General features: G+C 72.1%; 12 protein-coding genes. 4 read left to right on the top strand and 8 right to left on the bottom strand.

All coding sequences use genetic code 11. The features are described from left to right. Positions 1-14: 14 nt before the first annotated feature. The 8 genes from FB455_RS05785 to FB455_RS05820 form a co-directional block, all read right to left on the bottom strand. Positions 15-1826 carry a hypothetical protein gene (locus tag FB455_RS05785; RefSeq protein WP_145752583.1) on the bottom strand — a complete coding sequence of 604 codons (1812 nt, stop codon included), beginning with the start codon at positions 1824-1826 and terminating at the stop codon, positions 15-17. A gap of 88 nt (positions 1827-1914) precedes the next feature. Then, on the bottom strand, positions 1915-2505 hold the full coding sequence (locus tag FB455_RS05790) for a DinB family protein (protein ID WP_030270860.1): 591 nt from the start codon (positions 2503-2505) through the stop codon (positions 1915-1917). A 43-nt stretch (positions 2506-2548) separates the two neighbouring features. After that, positions 2549-2965 carry a PPOX class F420-dependent oxidoreductase gene (locus FB455_RS05795; protein WP_013285135.1) on the bottom strand — a complete coding sequence of 139 codons (417 nt, stop codon included), beginning with the start codon at positions 2963-2965 and terminating at the stop codon, positions 2549-2551. Between the two features lie 104 nt (positions 2966-3069). Beyond that, positions 3070-4194: an RICIN domain-containing protein gene (locus FB455_RS05800; RefSeq protein WP_013474637.1), complete on the bottom strand. Its 1125-nt coding sequence runs from the start codon at positions 4192-4194 to the stop codon at positions 3070-3072. Positions 4195-4205: 11 nt separating this feature from the next. Next, positions 4206-5930, bottom strand: coding sequence for a family 43 glycosylhydrolase (locus tag FB455_RS05805; protein WP_123109550.1), 1725 nt, complete (start codon positions 5928-5930; stop codon positions 4206-4208). Between the two features lie 124 nt (positions 5931-6054). Next, positions 6055-8484 (bottom strand): ricin-type beta-trefoil lectin domain protein, encoded by a 2430-nt coding sequence (locus FB455_RS05810; RefSeq protein WP_145752585.1) that lies wholly within the window; start codon positions 8482-8484, stop codon positions 6055-6057. 287 nt (positions 8485-8771) lie between these two features. Next, a complete protein-coding gene (locus tag FB455_RS05815) occupies positions 8772-10079 on the bottom strand; it encodes a cellulose binding domain-containing protein (RefSeq protein ID WP_030270854.1) in 1308 nt (435 codons plus the stop codon). 356 nt (positions 10080-10435) lie between these two features. Beyond that, positions 10436-11623 carry an ROK family transcriptional regulator gene (locus FB455_RS05820; protein ID WP_013474641.1) on the bottom strand — a complete coding sequence of 396 codons (1188 nt, stop codon included), beginning with the start codon at positions 11621-11623 and terminating at the stop codon, positions 10436-10438. 369 nt (positions 11624-11992) lie between these two features. On the opposite strand from FB455_RS05820, the gene FB455_RS05825 reads away from it, so the two are divergent. The 4 genes from FB455_RS05825 to FB455_RS05840 all read left to right on the top strand — a co-directional run bounded on the left by FB455_RS05825 (position 11993) and on the right by FB455_RS05840 (position 16168). After that, a complete protein-coding gene (locus FB455_RS05825; RefSeq protein WP_013285142.1) occupies positions 11993-13108 on the top strand; it encodes a substrate-binding domain-containing protein in 1116 nt (371 codons plus the stop codon). A 109-nt stretch (positions 13109-13217) separates the two neighbouring features. After that, a complete protein-coding gene (locus FB455_RS05830; protein ID WP_013285143.1) occupies positions 13218-14210 on the top strand; it encodes a phosphotriesterase family protein in 993 nt (330 codons plus the stop codon). Beyond that, positions 14210-15187: an ROK family protein gene (locus FB455_RS05835; RefSeq protein ID WP_071096014.1), complete on the top strand. Its 978-nt coding sequence runs from the start codon at positions 14210-14212 to the stop codon at positions 15185-15187. Before FB455_RS05830 ends, FB455_RS05835 begins: the two co-directional genes overlap by 1 nt. Then, positions 15188-16168, top strand: a complete 981-nt coding sequence (locus tag FB455_RS05840) for an ABC transporter permease (RefSeq protein ID WP_013285145.1) — start codon at positions 15188-15190, stop codon at positions 16166-16168. It begins immediately after the preceding gene. Positions 16169-16182: the final 14 nt, after the last annotated feature.

The following is a 16182-nucleotide window of genomic DNA, read 5'->3' on the forward strand; positions in this document are numbered from 1 at the left end:
CGGCGCCCACGCCGTCAGAGGCGGTAGACAAGCGTGCCATCGACATCCTCCCGGGTGATGCCCAGCCCGTCGACCGGCCGGTTCTCGATGCCCTCCCACGGCGTCCCCGCCGCGCGGCTCGGCACCGCGACGACCGACCGCACGCCGATCCCGCGCAGGTAGGCCACGCTGCCCGCGTCGGGGAACGTCGCCACGGCGACCCGCGTCTGGGCCTGGGTGACCGGCTCGAAGCCGCCGAGCCCGTTGGTGATCCGGGGGAACCCGTCGGTGGACCACAGCATGTAGTTCAGATCGCCCACCCCGCCGGCGGGCAGCACCAGCATCGGTTCCGGCGCGGTCCGCATCGCGGCCGGTGGCGTCGGCACGGTCGGGTGCGGCGTGCGGTTGACGCCCTCCAGCGTGACCAGGGCGAGCGGCACCAGCAGGACCAGCGCCGCCGCGGCCCGGGACACGCGTGCGGCCGCGGGCCGGCGCCACGACTCGGCCAGCGCCGTCACCAGCCCGGCCGCCAGCACGGCGAGCAGCAGGCTGGTCCAGTGCATCATCCGGCCCGGGGTACGCAACGCGTCCCAGCCCGGCAGGAGGTTGGACAACGTCAGGTAGCCGGGGTCGCCGTCCCCGCCGAGCGTGGCGCCCAGGCCCAGCAGCACGGTGCCGGCCACGCCGAGCCCCAGCGCGATCCGGTGCCGCACCGGGAACGCCGAGACGAACAGCCCCGCCGCGGCCAGCCCGATCAGCGTCATGCCGGGTAGCAGCGCCATCTCCGGCGGCCAGGACAGCTGCTCGCGGGCGGCGGCGTGCCTTTCCCCCCACAGCCACGAGTCGCCCGGCGCGGTGACGAACCCGATCAGCGGCGGGGAGAACATCTTGGTCCAGTCCAGCGAGCGGACGGCCTGCGGGTTGAGGTCGACCACGCGCAGGTAGACCAGACCGAGCAGCAGCGTCACGGTGCCGAACACGGCGCCGCCGGCCAGGTCCGCGACGAGCAGCCGCCGGCCGAACGGGGGGCGCTCCCGCTTGCGCCACCAGGACCAGCCGTAGCAGCCGGCCGCCACCAGCACGGCGGCCAGCAGGAAGTAGACGAGCGGCAGCCCGATGCCGAAGCCGAGCGTCACCTGCCAGGCCGCGACGAGCCACCCGGCCACCGCCCAGCCGGGCCGGCGGCGCTCCGGCCGGTATCCGTGACGCAGCGACCAGCCGTGGCCGCGCGCCTGCATCGCCAGCGCCAGCGCGATCCCGCCGCTGGACAGGATGTTCAGGTGGCCGGAGTGCGCCAGCCGCCAGGGCGCGTACGCCCACGCGATCCCGGCGACCGCACCGCCCCAGCGGTTGGCGCCGAGCTGCCGGGCCAGCGCGTACGCCCCGAGGAACGCCAGCGCGTGCAGCAGCACGTAGAGCACGTTGTAGCGGATCACAGCGGCCTCGAAGCCGGAGCCGAGCATCCCGAACGGGGCGTACCCGAGCAGCGTGTCGCTGTAGGCGTAGGTGTAGCGCTCCGGGTAGAACGTGTTCGAGTTCCAGAGGTTGGCCGGGTCGCTGAGCAGGGCGTGCCCCGACCAGGCGACCTGCCACGCCTGCAACGTCGGGTCGCCGAGGTCGCCGGGGATCGTGGTCGCCGGGTGCCGCATCGTCGGCCAGGTCAGCACCACCGCCAGCAGCAGGCTGCCCAGGATCGCCAGCGTCCACTCCGGGTTCGGCCGCCACCGGCGTCTGCCGTCCGGGGAACGCCCGTCGGAGGGGCGGTCGTCCGAGGGCGGCTCGGCGGGAGGCCGCGCGGGACCGGTGTCCTCAGCGGCCGGCGGGGCGACGGCGGGCCGGATTTTCATGGGATAGATGCTTCACGATGCTGCTGGTCCTGTCGATCCGCTGTCCGAAATGTGGTTGAAACTTCCGGCCGGCATACCGGAAGGCCGGCTACTCGAACCGGTCGGCGAGCGCCGACAGCTTACTGACGTACGCCGGCCAGTCGTAGCCCTCGGGAACGTTCCGGTTGTCCCGCCCGAGCCCGATCGCCGCGTCGTGCTGCTCGCGCATGACGTCGGCGTGCCCGGCGTGCCGGGCCAGGTCGACGCAGACGTGCACGATGACATGGTGCAGTGTCACGTCCTGCCGGCCCGGCTGCCACCACGGCACCCGCCCCGGCGCGTCCAGCGGCAGCGTCTCGATCGTCTCGTCCGCGAACGCCCCGACGCGGCGGTACAGGTCGATCAGCCCGTCCTTTGTCTCGTCGGCCCGGGCGTACCAGTCCGCCTGCGGGTCGCCGTCGAACGCGTCGTCCGGAACCAGTTCCCCGGGGGTGGGGAACTGGCGGCCGAACGTGGTCCCGAAGTAGCCGGCCTCGACGTTCAGGCAGTGCTTGAGCAGGCCCAGGAAGTTGTTGCCGGTCGCGGTGCGGGGAAGCCGGGCCTCACGTTCGCTCAGCCCGTCGAGCTTCCAGATCAGATTCTCCCGGATCGCGCGCAGGTAGTGGTGCAGCGTTGCCTTCGGGTCGTACGGCTCACTCATGCCCGACACTCTTCCGCATGGGTCGGACATCGTGGGGGCGGCGTCAGCCGGTCTGGCTGCTGTCCTTGTGCGCGCCCCACCCGTGCCAGCGCTCGATCTCGATCCAGGCGCTGACCCGGGCGCGGTCCCGCCGGGGGTAGGGGCGCCCGGTGTAGTGCTGCGAGATCCGGTCGATGTCCGCCAGGCCGTCGTCGTCGCGCAACTCGGCGACGCGCCCGATGAGGCTGACGTGGGTGTACCAGTTCTCCTCGTCCAGCACGGTCAGGGAGACCCGGGGATCGCTGCGCAGGTGCGCCAGCCGGCGGCGGCCCTCGTCCATGTTCACCAGGACGCGGCCGTCCTCCCACAGGTACCAGGTGGCCGCGGACACCGGCTGGCCGTCGCGCAGCGTGGCGATGACGGCCGGGTTCGGCTTGCGCAGCATGGCGACGGCGGGCTCGGGCAGCGGCGGCTTCGACATGGCTCTCACTCTACGTACCCGCCGGGTCCGCCGCTGGTCATGCGGACGGCGCCGCCCGGACGGGCTCCCCGGCGGCGCCCGCCGGGGAGCCCGTCGCACGCCGGTCAGGCGCGTGCGCTCCACTGCTGGTTGGTGCCGCCGTGGCAGTCCCAGAGGTTGATCCTGGTCCCGTTGGCGGTGCCGTAGCCGGCCGCGTCCAGGCAGCGCCCGGACTGGACGCCGCTGATCGTGCCGTTGGCGTTGAGGTTCCACTGCTGGTTGGGCTGGCCGTTGCAGTCCCAGATGATCACGCTGGTGCCGTTCGCGGTGCCCCGCCCACTCGCGTCGAGGCACTTGTTGCCAAGCACCTGCAACTGCTTGGCCGAGGTGTAGGTCCAGCGCTGCATGGTGCCGCCCCAGCAGTCGTACAGCTGCACCGCGGTGCCGTTCGTGGTGCTGCCGTTCGGCACGTCCAGGCACCGGCCCGAGCCGGCGCCGACGAGCTGCACGTTCTGGTACGTGCCGCCGCCGCTGCCGGGGGTGCCGATGCTGCCTGACACCGACTGCAACGCGCGGTACCAGACCGCTGCCATCTTGTCGTAGCCGGTGGCGGTCGGGTGGATGCCGTCGATCAGGTCGGCGGTGGTCAGCGCCGAGTGCTGGTCGACCAGGTGGACCCGCTTGCCGGCGTTCACCTTCGACTGCACGATGCCGGGCAGCGCGGCGTTGAACGTGCGCACCGCCGCCGCCTGGCCGGAGTTGGCGAGCGGGATGATCTGCGCGACGAACACGTCCGCGTTCGGCGCCGTGGTGGTGATGCGGTCGATGAGCGAGGAGAGCCGGTTCGGCGCGGTCGAGACGTTGTAGTTCTGCAGGATGTCGTTGGTGCCGATGTGCAGCAGCACGGTGCGCGGCTGGTAGGCGTTCAGCCAGCCGGTGATGTTGGCGTCGATCTGGTCGATGCGCCAGCCGGGGTGGCCCTCGTGGTCGTGGTCGCCGAGGTTGCCCGGCCCGTTGAACTGCGAGCCGACCAGGTCGACCCGGTAGCCGCCGCCGGCCAGCCGCTGCCACAGGCCGATCCGGTAACCGCCCGGCACCTGGGTGCCCTCGGTGATGGAGTCACCGAGCGGCATCACCCGGGTGCCGCCGTTGGACTCCGCGCCCGCCGGGCCGGCGGGCGTCAGCACGCCGGCGGCCAGCAGCGCCAGCGCGGCGCCCGCGGTGAGCCATCTCCTCGCTCCGGTACGCATGAACGCTCCTCTCACGGGCTGGTGCAGGTCAGGGACGGGGTGGACGGTGAGCCGTCGGCGATGAAGCCGAACGTGGTCGAGCCGGACGCGGGCACGGAGCCGTTGTACGCCGCGTTGCGGACGGTCGCCGTGGATCCGCTGGTGCTCAGCGTGCCGCTCCAGACCTGGCTGATGCTCTGACCACCGGCGAGGTTCCACCGCACCGACCAGCCGTTGAGCGCCGCGGCGCCCGCGGTGACCGTCACCTCGGCCTGGAAACCGCCGGACCAGGAGTTGGTGGTGCGGTAGGTCGCGGTGCAGGCGTCGCCGGTCGGCGGCGGCGTGCTGGGCGGCGGGGGAGAGGAGGGTGGCGGGGTCGACGGGGGGACCGGCGGCGGGGTGCCGCTGAGGCCGGAGGTGAACCACCAGTGGTCGATGTTGAACAGCGAGCCGCTGCCGCCGGTGAACCGCAGGTAGAGGTCGTGGGTGCCGGTGGCGCCGCTGACCGGGCAGCTCGGGTTGGTCCAGGTCTGCCAGTCGCCGGTGGGGGTCACCTGGCAGGTGCCCACCAGCGGGCCGGTCACGCTGTCCAGGCGCAGCTCGATGGACCCCCCGCTGCCGGCCGAGGCCACCATGGCGGTGAACTTGGTCGCGCCGGCGCCGAAGGCCACGCCCTTGACCTTGATGTAGTCCCCGTTGTCGATGTAGCCGACGTTCCTCCCGCCCAGGGAGGACGCCTCGGTCTCGACCCCCTGCCCCCAGGCCATCGTCTCGGCCTCCTGCCGGGAGTACGGGTTCACGGTGCCGACCTGCGGGGCGCCGGTGGTGGTCATGTTGATCGTGGGGATCGAGCCGTCAGCGCCGTAGGAGAACTTCTCCACCGCCACCGACCTGGTGAAACCGCCGCCGCCGGGCAACGCGCCGTTGTGGTAGAAGAAGTACGAGTTGCCCTTGAAGTCGATGATCCCGGGGTGGTTGGTGAAGCTGCTGCCCTGGGTCGGCATGATCGTCCCGCGGTACGTCCACGGGCCCAGCGGCCCGGGAGCGGTCGAGTAGGCGACGAACTCCGAGCAGCACCTGGCCGCGAACGCCATGTAGTAGAGGCCGCTGCGCTTGTACACCCACGGCCCCTCCTCGTAGAGGGTCGGCCGGTTCGCGTCACCGGTCCGCGCCCCGAAGCCCGCGGTGGTCAGCGGGATCTGGGTGGGGCTGCCGGAGTACGAGGTCATGTCCGCGTTCAGCTTCACGTACCACAGTCGCGGGTTGCCCCAGTACAGGTACGCCTGGCCGTCGTCGTCGATGAACACCGTCGGGTCGATCTCGCCGTTGCTCACCAGCGGACGCCCGATGGCGTCACGGAACGGCCCGGTGGGGCTGTCCGCCACCGCCACCCCGATGCCCATCTGGCCGGTCGCCCGGACGACCATCGGCACGTACCAGTAGAACTTGCCGTTGCGCTGGACCGCCTGGCCGGCCCACGCGTCCTGCTTGGCCCAGCTGAACGTGGCGAGGCTGAGCGGCGACCCGTGGTCGGTCCAGTTCACCATGTCGTCGGACGAGAAGACCCGCCACTCCTTCATGGTGAACCAGGTCGAGTTGTCCTCGTCGTGGCCGGTGTAGAGGTAGACGCGGCCGTCGTGGACCAGCGGGGCCGGGTCGGCCGTGTAGATCGTCTGCACGATCGGGTTGTCCGCCCGGGCGACGGTCGGGGTCAGCCCTCCGGCGATGACCGGGGCCAGCCCCAGCAGGGCGAGCATCGTCACGGCCAGCGCGAGCCATCGTCTGGTCCGGCGGTCGGGTCTCCATAGCGTTGAGGTCACAGGTCGTCTCCCCGGTAGGCCGCGCCGCGGCGGATGGGTACGGTCGGCGAAGGTCGGGCCGTCACGCCCGGCTCCACTTCTGGCTGCTGCCGCCGGTGCAGGCGGACAGGACGATCGGGGTGCCGTTGCCGGTACCGCCGCCGTTCGGGCTCAGGCACAGTCCGGACTGGACGCCGGTGATCGTGCCGTCGGTGTTGACGTTCCACTGCTGGTTGGCGCCGCCGTTGCAGTCCCAGATGATGACCCGGGTGCCGGACGAGGTGCCCTGGCCCTCGGCGTCGAGGCACTTGCTGCCGTACACCTGGAGCTGCCGGCCGGAGGTCGCCGTCCACTGCTGGTTCGCGCCGCCGTTGCACTCCCACAACGTCACCTGGGTGCCGTTGGTCTGGGACTGGTTCGGCACGTCCAGGCAGCGGCTGGAGTTGGGGTTGAGCAGGGCGCCGCTCGTACCTCCGGGGTTGCCGCCCGGGCCGGCGACCACCGACAGGTTGTCGAACTGGGCGGTCTCGCCCTGGCTGGTGCCGAAGCCGACCTGGCCGGTGCCGAACGTGGAGTCGGTGACCGTGCCGACAGTCGTGCCGTCGATGGTGGCGGTGATGGTGGAGCCGGCGAAGCCCAGCGCGAGGCTGTGCCAGCGGTTGGTGCCGAGCGCGGCGACGTTCCCGCTGCGCAGCGTGGCGAGCTGCCCGGCGGTGTTGTTGCGCAGGATCGACCACGAGCCGGAGTCGGTGACCCGCAGGAAGTAGCCGTTGTACCGGCCGATCGGGTCGAGGTTCGTGGTGCCGACGCGGCCCTGGATCTGGGCGTAGCCGGACTGTTCGAGCAGGACGTCGGCGGAGACGGTGTAGTTGCCCCAGCTCAGGTTCCCGCCGTAGGTGGCCGGGTCGGCGAGCGTCTTCCAGGTGATCGGGGCCTGCGCGGACATCTGCCGCAGGCACATGCCGGCCCGGCCGCCGCCGCAGCCGACGGTCTCGAACGCGCCCTGCATGTCCTGGAGGTACTTCGGTATCCGCCCGGCCGCGTAGCCGTCGAAGTCGTCGCGGTACGGCAGGCCGAGCGAGCCCTGGACCGGGCTGGTGGCGGTGCCCTTGCCCTGCCCGGTGGTCGTGGTGACGGTGTAGAGGTGCCCGGGCTGGACGGTGAGCGAGAACGATCCGCCCGACGGGGTGATGTCCGCGCCGCGGACGAAGAAGTCGTTCGGGTTCGTCGAGTTCAGGTTCGTGGACCAGACGTGCACCTGGCCGGTGGAGAGCCCGCCGGTGACGTTCACGGTGAGCTGCTGCGCCGCTGTGGCGTCCATGGTCTCGATGACGGTGCTGTAGTCGCCGCCGGTGGGGGAGCGCAGCGACACGTAGCTGCCGTTGTTGCGGTTGCCGCCCAGGTAGCCCGAGGACGAGTCGAGGTAGCGCCAGCCGGGCGCGGTGAACTGGGTGGTGTGCGCCAGCGCCCAGGTGTTCTTGCCGACCGAGTACCAGCCGGACCAGGGCTGGTTGGCCAGGATCAGCCCGACCGTGGACCAGGGCAGGTTCGGTGTGATCGCGGCGATCAGGTCCCAGTTGAGGTAGGCGACCATCCGGCCGTCGATGTAGCCGCGGTTGATGCCGCGGGCCAGCGGCTTGGCGCCGTCGTTGTAGTCCTGCGAGCCGCCCTCGCTGTTCCACAGCGTCTTGCCGGTGCTGGTGGCGGTGGACGAGACGGTGCAGGTGGTCTGCGCACTGAGGTAGCCGCACGGGTAGTGGCCGCTGAGCACGTCGATGCTGTTGCGCAGCGTGGTGTTGCCGGCGACGGCGTTCGCCGGACCCCAGCTGCCCGGGTAGTCGTCGCCGTAGATGATCTTCACGTTGCCGTACCCGTTGCTGTTCAGCGCCTGACGCAGGCTGATGGTCCAGTTCGCGTCGGTCCGCTTCTCGTTCTGGGCGGCGGTGATGTAGTCCATGGTCAGGTTGTGCTGCCGCGCGCAGCCCAGCCAGTCCACGAAGTAGTTGATCATGTCCTGGGACATGAAGTTGCCGTTGCCGATCCACCCGGGAGCGCCCCAGGGCAGTGCCGCCAGCTTGATGGCGGGGTTGCGGGCCTTGGCCTGCTCCATGATCCACCACTGGTAGCCGCGGTTGCAGTTGAGATCGCCCCGGACGTGCTCGTGGCTCGGCTCGGAGCCGCTGGTGGAGTTGGTGTCGCCGCCCATCTCGACCTTGAGGATCTGCAGCGCGGCGCCGTGGCCGGGCTTGAACAGGTAGTCCAGGATCTGCCCGCGTTGCGGCTCGGGATAGTCGATCAGCAGCCGGCTGTTGCCGCCGCCGCCGCTGACCGCGCCGACCCCGTCGAACGTCTGGCCGCCGGAGGCGCCGTTGACGGTGATCGAGGTGGCCGCCTGCGCGGGGGTCGCGGCGAGCGTCAGGCCGCCGCCGGTGGCGGCCAGGGCGAGAGCGAGGGCGGGTGCGGCGAGACGCGATGGCCCGGATCGGACGGGCCGGGGACGGGGGATCACCATGACGGCTCCTCGGGTACGCGCGGGCGCCCGACCGTCCGGGACGGTGCCTCGCGAGTTGTGGATGGCCGTCGGTGTAAACGCTAACAGCGGCGGTGCGGTGGCCCCAGGGGTGCCGGTGGTGGTGGCCTGCGGGGTCGTGAATGTTAGCGCAAACATCGACCAGAGTTAATTAGAGCACATCCCGGCGTCCGGCGGGGCGTCGGTCCTCTCGCCGGTGCCGGGCCGGGGGCCGCGCGGTGCCACCCCACGGCCCGGCTCCCCGTGCGGGGATCGGCGGGCCGGCCCGGTCAGGGGCTGGTGCAGCTGACGCCGCTGGGCGCCGTGGCGCCGTTCCCGGTGGCGGTGAACCCGAACGTCGTCGAGGCGTTCGCGCCCAGCGTGCCGTTGTACGCCGCGTTGCGGACCGACACCGAGCCGGAGGTGCCGGTGTTGACGCCGTTCCAGAGGCTGCTGATCGCCTGGCCGGAGGCCAGGGTCAGGCGTACGGTCCAGCCGTTGAGCGTGGCGGCGCCGTTGTTGGCCACCGTGACCTCGGCCTGGTAGCCGCCGGGCCAGGTGTTCACGGTCCGGTAGGTGGCGGTGCAGGCGCCCGGCTCACCGGTCGGCGGGGGCGTGGTCGGCGGAGGCGTGGTGGGCGGAGGCGTGGTGGGCGGGGCGGTGGTCGGCGGCGCGGTGGTGGGCGGCGGCGTGGTGGACGCGAACTGGCTGAAGAACCGCCAGATCTCCCCCGACGTCCAGGTCCGGGAGTCGTTCGGGCTGGACGACCCGTCGACCGGGCTGGGGGTGTGGTCGCCGTCGAACGCGGCCCACTGCACCGGGTAGCCCTCGCGGCAGCCGGAGTACGTGGTGGTGATGTGGGTGAGGCTGCCCCGGCTCGGCTCGCGCGGGCTCTGCGCGGTGCAGCCGTTGTTGCGGACGAACGTGTCCCGCAGCGACCGGCCCGCGGAGATGTTCAGCACGCTGTCGTAGATGCCGTGGATGCCGAAGTAGGCGACCGGCTGGGTGCCGCCGTTGCAGCCGCTGAGGTTGGCGCCGGAGATGACGGTGACCGCGCGGACGACAGTGGGCCGGGCGCAGGCCACCGCGTAGCTCATCGCCCCGCCGTAGCTCCAGCCGAGCGCGAACCGCTGGCTGGTGTCGACGCAGAGGTCGTTCTCGATCTGCCGGGAGATGTCGTCGAACAGCGTCAGGTCGCGGCCGTTGGTGTTGGCCCAGCCGTTGTCGATGCCCTGCGGCGCGACGAAGATCGTGCTGTTGTTCGACAGCGGCAGCAGGCCGTAGTAGCCGGCCGAGGCGACGTTGTTCGCCGAGCCGTTGAGCCAGTGGAACCCGAAGATCAGCCGGTACGGGCGGTTGCGGTCGTACCCGTCCGGGATGCGCAGGATGTAGCTGCGGTTCTGTCCGCCGCTGGAGATGGTGCGCGTCCCGCTGGACAGCGTGGGTGCCTTGCCGCAGCCGGCGGTCGCGGCGAGTGTGCCGTTCGTCGACGCCTGTGCCGTCTCGCCGAGGCCGCCGTTGAGCGCGCCGCCGGCGACCGCCGCGAGGAGCACGGCCGCGGCGGCGATGGATGAGAGAAGCGGTGTTCGTTTCGCCATTGCTTGACTCCTTGCCCTGGGTGGCGGTGCAGGCCGGACCGTCCGTCGATGCCGACGTCGCCTGCGAAGAGGGCGCGGAGCCGCGCGTGCGGCCGGGGCCGAAGTCGTCCGTGGCCGCCTGCGTCGGCGTGCATCGGCGGAGCGGCCCGGACCGGTCACCGACCGGCGGGGCGGCGAGGAAGGTGCCTCGGGTCGCCTTGCCGATTGCGGGGGTGACGGGGAGCGTGCCCTTCGCTCCCGTGCCGGAACATAGCAGGTTATCGATAACATGTTCAACCGGCCGGGCCCGGAGGAGTGCCGGGTGGGCCGCCGGGTGAGCGCTCACAGGAGCGTACGGCGCGGGCGGCGCCGCCTGCTCAGGCGTGGTCGGCCAGGGCCGGCAGGTCGCAGCCGGCCAGGGCGTCCGGCTGGGGTACGCGGGCCAGGTCGGCCTCCGCGAGCCCGAGTCGCCGGTACGCGGTGTGCAGCGCCGCGACCACGGCGCCCAGCGCGCCGGAGAGGTCGCCGAGTTCCGCGCCGTGCACTGTCGCCTCGGCGGCGGGCACGATCTCGTGCAGCCGGCCGCGCAGCCGGACCAGGTCGGGTGTGAGCGCGTGGGAGATGCCGCCGCCGAGGACGATCACCTCCGGTTCGTAGGCGACCACCGCCGCGGTGAGGATGACCAGCAGCGCCTGCTCGACGTACTGCCGGACCGGCGCCAGGCGGGGGTCGGCCGAGCGGAACACGTCGGCCGCGTTGTCGAACGACAGGCCGAGCTCGCGGGCCCGGGCGAGGATGCCGGAGCCGCTGATGATCCGTTCGAGCGGTGCGCCGAGCGGACCGGCGGGCAGGTGGCCGAACTCGCCGACCAGGCCGCTGCGGCCCCGGAACAGCCGGCGGTCGATGGCGACGCCGGCGCCGAGCCCCGCCCCGATGGTGAGCATCACCGCGGTCTGCGCGTCCCGGGCGGCGCCGAAGCGCAGCTCCCCGAGCAGCGCGTAGTTGGAGTCGTTGTCCACCTCGACCGCGGTGCCCAGGTGCTTCTCCAGCAGCCGCAGGAACAGCGGGTCCTCCACCTGGGGCAGGTTCGGGGCGTTGGAGACCGCCCGGTCGCCCTGCCGGACGGCGCCGGGCAGGCCCACCGCGACGCAGTCGAGCCGTTCCCGGTCGGCGCCGACTGTCGCGACGATCAGGTCGGCCAGCCACTGGGCCAGCCGGGGCGCGTCGTAGTCGGCGGGCGTGGGCACGGTCCGGCCGGTCAGCGGCCGGGCGGCGAGGTCGGCGACGACCAGCCGGACGTTGGAGCCTCCGACGTCGACCCCGCAGACCACGCCGCGTCCGGCGGCGATCGCCACCCGGGTCGCCCGCCGGCCCCGGGTGGTGGTCGGGGCGCCGTCGGTCTCGGTCAGCAGCCCTTCGTCGAGCAGTTGTTCCACGATCCGCGACACGGTGGCGGGGGAGAGGTCGGTCTCCTGGCCGATGGCCGTACGGCTCACCGGACCATGGGTCAGCACGTGGGCCAGCACCGTGGACCGGTTCGCCGCCCGGGGTGCCCGAGATTCCACGCCCACCTCCGCCGATTTTATTTCCGATCGAATGCTAAAGCTGCGCCGGTGGATGAGCAACCACCCGGGCCATGTCGTCCCGGCGGACTTCCCCGGCGCGGCCCGTCTCCGGCTCCCGCCCGGCCCAAGCGCGAAACCCGAGGTGAAGCGCGGTGGAGGCGCGCCGGACGGAGTGGGTCGAATCTCTGACCAGCACTCTTGACTCCCTGTGATGAACGCGATAATACTTTCACCCTGAACGGAAATAGAGGTCGCCGGCCCCCAGGGACGGCGGCGGGTGCCCCCGCACGCGCCGTGCCGGTCGCATCGGACCCCCGTGTCAGTCCGGAATCACCGGTTCCAGACCCCGTTGCTGTGAAGGGAAGAGCAATGATTCTCAGCCGTAGACGTGGTGCCGCCCTCGGCGCGCTCTGCGCCCTGGCGCTCATGGTCGGCGCCTGCTCGAACGAGACCTCCGGGAGCGGCGGCGCGTCGAGCGGCCCGCGTACCGAACCCAGCCTGTCGTTCGTCGGCCCCGGCGGCGAGACGCCGACCGCCGCCGACCAGCTCTCGCTCACCCCCGAGGAGCGGCAGAAGGTCAAGGACGGCGAGTACTCCGCCGCCTTCGTCTGGCACGAGGGCTCCGCGCTGACCAAGGCCGTGGAGTCCGGCGTCCGCAAGGAGTTCGACCAGCTCGGCATCAAGGTGCTGGCCAGCACCAGCGCCGAGTTCGACGCGGCACGGCAGGCCAACAACGTGCAGACCGTGCTGGCGCTCAAGCCCGACCTGATCGTCACCATCGCCGTCGACCCGACCGCGGCGGCCGCGGCCTTCAAGCCCGCCGTGGACGCCGGCGTCAAGCTCGTCGTGATGACCACCCCGCCGAAGGGCTACAAGTCCGGCGAGCAGATCGTCGGCATCGTCACCGCCGACCTGACCGCGTTCGGCAAGGCCAACGCGGAGATGCTCGGCAAGGCGCTCGGCGGCAAGGGCAAGGTCGGCTACGTCTACCACGACGCCGACTTCTGGTTCACCAACCAGCGGGACAAGGCGTTCAAGGACTGGCTGGGTTACCTCTACCCGGACATCGAGATCGTCGAGGAGGCCGGGTTCTCCGACCCGGCGCGTACCGAGGACATCGCCACCGCGATGCTGACCCGCCACGCCGACCTCAAGGGCGTCTACGTCGCCTGGGCCACCGCCGCCGAGGGCGTGCTCGCCGCGACCCGGCAGCAGGGCCGTACCGACGTCAAGATCGTCACGAACGACCTGGAGGCGAACCTCGCCGCCGACATGGTCAAGGGCGGCAACGTCGCCGGTGTCGTCGCCAACGGCTCGACCCGCCTCGGCGAGAACCTGGGCATCGTGGCCGCGTACGGCCTGCTCGGCAAGAAGGCCCCGGAGCTGGTCGTCGGATCGCCGATGGCCGCCACCAAGGACAACATCGCCGACGCCTGGCGCGACGACTACGGCCAGGAGCCCCCGGCCGAGGTGCTCGGCAACTGACGCCGGGCCGCGAGGTCCGGGGCCTCCCCGAACGGGCCCCGGACCTCGCCGGACGCGGCCCGGCCCACCGCCGGGACCGCGACCACCGCGAGACGAGAGGAAGAAGCACATGGGGTACGTCCAGACAGTCCTCGGGCCGGTGCCTCCCGAGTCGCTCGGCCGGGTGCTGAGCCACGAGCACCTCGGCGCGCTGGTGCCCGGGCCGTGGCTGTCCGGTGGCGCCGGGGACGACCGCGCCGACCTCGCCGCCGGCGCGGTGAGCGGCCTGCCGGAGCTGGGTTTCGGCACGGTCGTGGACCTGTCCCCGTACGAGGTGGTCGGTCACGACGTGACGCTGCTGCGTGAGGTGGCACTGCGTACCGGCCTGCACGTGGTCGCCGGGTCGGCGATCTACCTGGAGCCGTACTCCCCGGGCTGGGCGCTGTCCGCGAGCGTGGACGAGATGCGGGAGCGGTTCGTCGCCGACGCCACGATCGGCGTCGGGGACACCGGGATCAAGGTCGGCATCTTCGGCGAGCAGGCCACCGGCCTGAACGAGATCACCCCGCACGAGGAGAAGTGCCTGCGGGCCGCCGCCCGCGCCCACGTCGCCACCGGCCTGGCGGTGAACACCCACACCACCCACGGCACGATGGCGCTGGAGCAGGTCGAGATCCTGCGCGAGGAGAAGGCCGACCTCTCCCGCGTCGTCATCGGCCACCTGGACATCAACCCCGACCCGGACTACCTGCGGGCCGTACTGGCCACCGGCGTCAACATCGCCTTCGACACGCTCGGCAAGCAGTTCTGGGACTTCGTACTCGCCCCGCTGCCGGCCGACCCGCCGGAGGGCGAGTTCGCCAAGCGCGCGTACCACCGGCCCGACCGGGCCCGGCTGGGCATGCTCGCCGGACTGGTCCGGGACGGGTACGCCGACCGGATCCTGCTCTCGATGGACCTGACCGGCGCCGAGGCGTACCTGAACCCGGGCACGCACGGCCGCCTCGGGTACTCGTACCTGGGCCGGGAGATCGTGCCGGGTCTCGCCCGGCTCGGTGTGCCGCCGGAGGCGATCGACCAGATGCTGACGGCCAACCCGGCCCGGCTCCTGACGGTCGGCTGATGGCCGCGCATCCGCGTCCGTGCGGCTACGTCGCCGGCGTCGACCTCGGCGGCACCAAGCTGCGGGCCGCGCTCGCCGACCTCGACGGCCTCGTCCTGGCCGAGCAGGTGCAGCCGACCGACCCCCGGGGCGGTACGGCGGTCGCCGCGCAGATCGACGCGCTGCTGCGCGAGCTGGCGGTGCGGGCCGGCGTCGACTGGTCCGACGTGCGGGCCAGCGCGATCGGCCTGCCCGGCGTCCCCGACCCGGCCACCGGCGCCATCGAGCTGTCGCCCAACGTCTCCGACCTGGAGGCCCTCGACGTGCGGGCCGAGCTGACCCGCCGGCTGGGCCACCCGGTCGTGCTGGACAACGACGTCAACATGGCCGCCGCCGGGGAGCGGTGGCTGGGCAGCGGCCGTACCCACCGGCACTTCGTGTTCGTGGCGGTCGGCACCGGCGTCGGCATGGGCATCGTGCTCGACGGCGAACTGGTCCGCGGCGCGCGCGGCGCGGCCGGGGAGATCTCCTACCTGCCCCTGGGCACCGACCCGTTCGACAAGGACAACCAGGTGAAGGGCGCGCTGGAGGAGGCGGTCGCGGGCGCGGCCCTCGCCGCCCGCTACCGCGCGGTGTCCGGCGAGCAGGCGAGCGTGCCCGACGTCTTCGACCGGGCCGCGGCCGGTGACCCGAGCGCCCTCGCGGCCATCGACGAGGAGGCCCGCCTGATCGCCCTGGCGGTCGTCGCGGTCACCGCCGTCCTGGACCCGGAGGCGGTCGTCCTGGGCGGCGGCATCGGCTCCCGGGCCGAACTCGTCGAACCGGTCCGGCGCTGGGTCGCCGCGCTCAGCGCGGACGCCCCCTTGATCAAGACCAGCCGGCTCGGCGACCGGGCCGGCCTGCTCGGCGCCGTCGCGGTCGCCCGCCGGGAGGCCGGCGTCCGCGACGACGCACCGGCCCACCGGAACACCTCTTTCCAGACAGCGGAGGGACGATAGATGACCCACACCGATGCGGCGGTGAAGACCAGCGCCGTCCCGGCCTGGCGCCGGATCAACTGGCGCGACTACGTGGTCTACATCGGCTTCGCGGTCGTGTTCCTGTTCTTCGCCATCACCCAGGGCGGCAACGGCTTCCTGACCACGAGCAACCTCACCAACATCGTCATCCAGACCGCGCCGATCACGATCATGGCGGTCGGGCTGGTCTTCGTACTGGCCGCGGGTGAGATCGACCTTTCCATCGGCTCGGTCGTCGCGCTCTCCGCGCTCGTCGGCGCGGTGACGATGCGGGAGACCGACAGCATGCTGCTCGGTGTGGCGGCGGGCCTCGCCGCGGGCGCGGCGGTCGGCCTGGTCAACGGCGTCTTCGTGACGCTCGTCCGGCTGCCCAGCTTCCTGGTCACGCTCGCCACCATGGGCGCGGTGGCCGGTCTGGCCCGCGAGGTCACCGGCCTCCAGTCGGTGCCGGTCAGCAACGACGCGTTCCTGTCCTTCTTCGGCCAGGGCGAGATCCTCGGCATCCCCGGCCTGGTGCTCTGGTCGGTGGCGGCCGCGGTGGTCGGCTACCTCGTGCTGCGGCAGACCCGGTACGGCGCGCACACGCTCGCCATCGGCGACAACGTGGCGGCGGCCCGGGTCAGCGGCATCAAGGTGATCCGCGTCAAGATCATGGTGTTGATGGGCAGCGCGATGTGCGCGGCGCTCGCCGGGCTGCTCTACGCCGGCCGCCTCCAGGGCGCCCGGTACACCCTCGGCGAGGCCGACCTGATGTCCGTCATCGCCGCCGTCATCGTCGGTGGCACCAGCCTCTTCGGCGGCAAGGGCTCGATCATCGGCGCGGTGCTGGGCAGCCTGCTGATGGGCATGCTCAACAACGGCCTGATCCTGGCCGGCCTGTCCGTGTCCCAGCAGATGATGGCGCGCGGCGCGATCATCCTGGTGGCCGTCTCCCTCTCGCTGCGCGAGCGGCGAAGCTGACCCGGAAGGAAGCA

Source organism: Micromonospora sp. CNZ296 (genome assembly GCF_007827635.1).

Coding starts and splice junctions, on each gene's coding strand:
- FB455_RS05790 (WP_030270860.1), bottom strand. CDS start 2,505: ATGAGTGAGCCGTACGACCCGAAGGCAACGCTGCACCACTACCTGCGC.
- FB455_RS05795 (WP_013285135.1), bottom strand. CDS start 2,965: ATGTCGAAGCCGCCGCTGCCCGAGCCCGCCGTCGCCATGCTGCGCAAG.
- FB455_RS05805 (WP_123109550.1), bottom strand. CDS start 5,930: ATGCTCGCCCTGCTGGGGCTGGCCCCGGTCATCGCCGGAGGGCTGACC.
- FB455_RS05825 (WP_013285142.1), top strand. CDS start 11,993: ATGATTCTCAGCCGTAGACGTGGTGCCGCCCTCGGCGCGCTCTGCGCC.
- FB455_RS05835 (WP_071096014.1), top strand. CDS start 14,210: ATGGCCGCGCATCCGCGTCCGTGCGGCTACGTCGCCGGCGTCGACCTC.
- FB455_RS05810 (WP_145752585.1), bottom strand. CDS start 8,484: ATGGTGATCCCCCGTCCCCGGCCCGTCCGATCCGGGCCATCGCGTCTC.
- FB455_RS05785 (WP_145752583.1), bottom strand. CDS start 1,826: ATGAAAATCCGGCCCGCCGTCGCCCCGCCGGCCGCTGAGGACACCGGT.
- FB455_RS05840 (WP_013285145.1), top strand. CDS start 15,188: ATGACCCACACCGATGCGGCGGTGAAGACCAGCGCCGTCCCGGCCTGG.
- FB455_RS05800 (WP_013474637.1), bottom strand. CDS start 4,194: ATGCGTACCGGAGCGAGGAGATGGCTCACCGCGGGCGCCGCGCTGGCG.
- FB455_RS05815 (WP_030270854.1), bottom strand. CDS start 10,079: ATGGCGAAACGAACACCGCTTCTCTCATCCATCGCCGCCGCGGCCGTG.
- FB455_RS05830 (WP_013285143.1), top strand. CDS start 13,218: ATGGGGTACGTCCAGACAGTCCTCGGGCCGGTGCCTCCCGAGTCGCTC.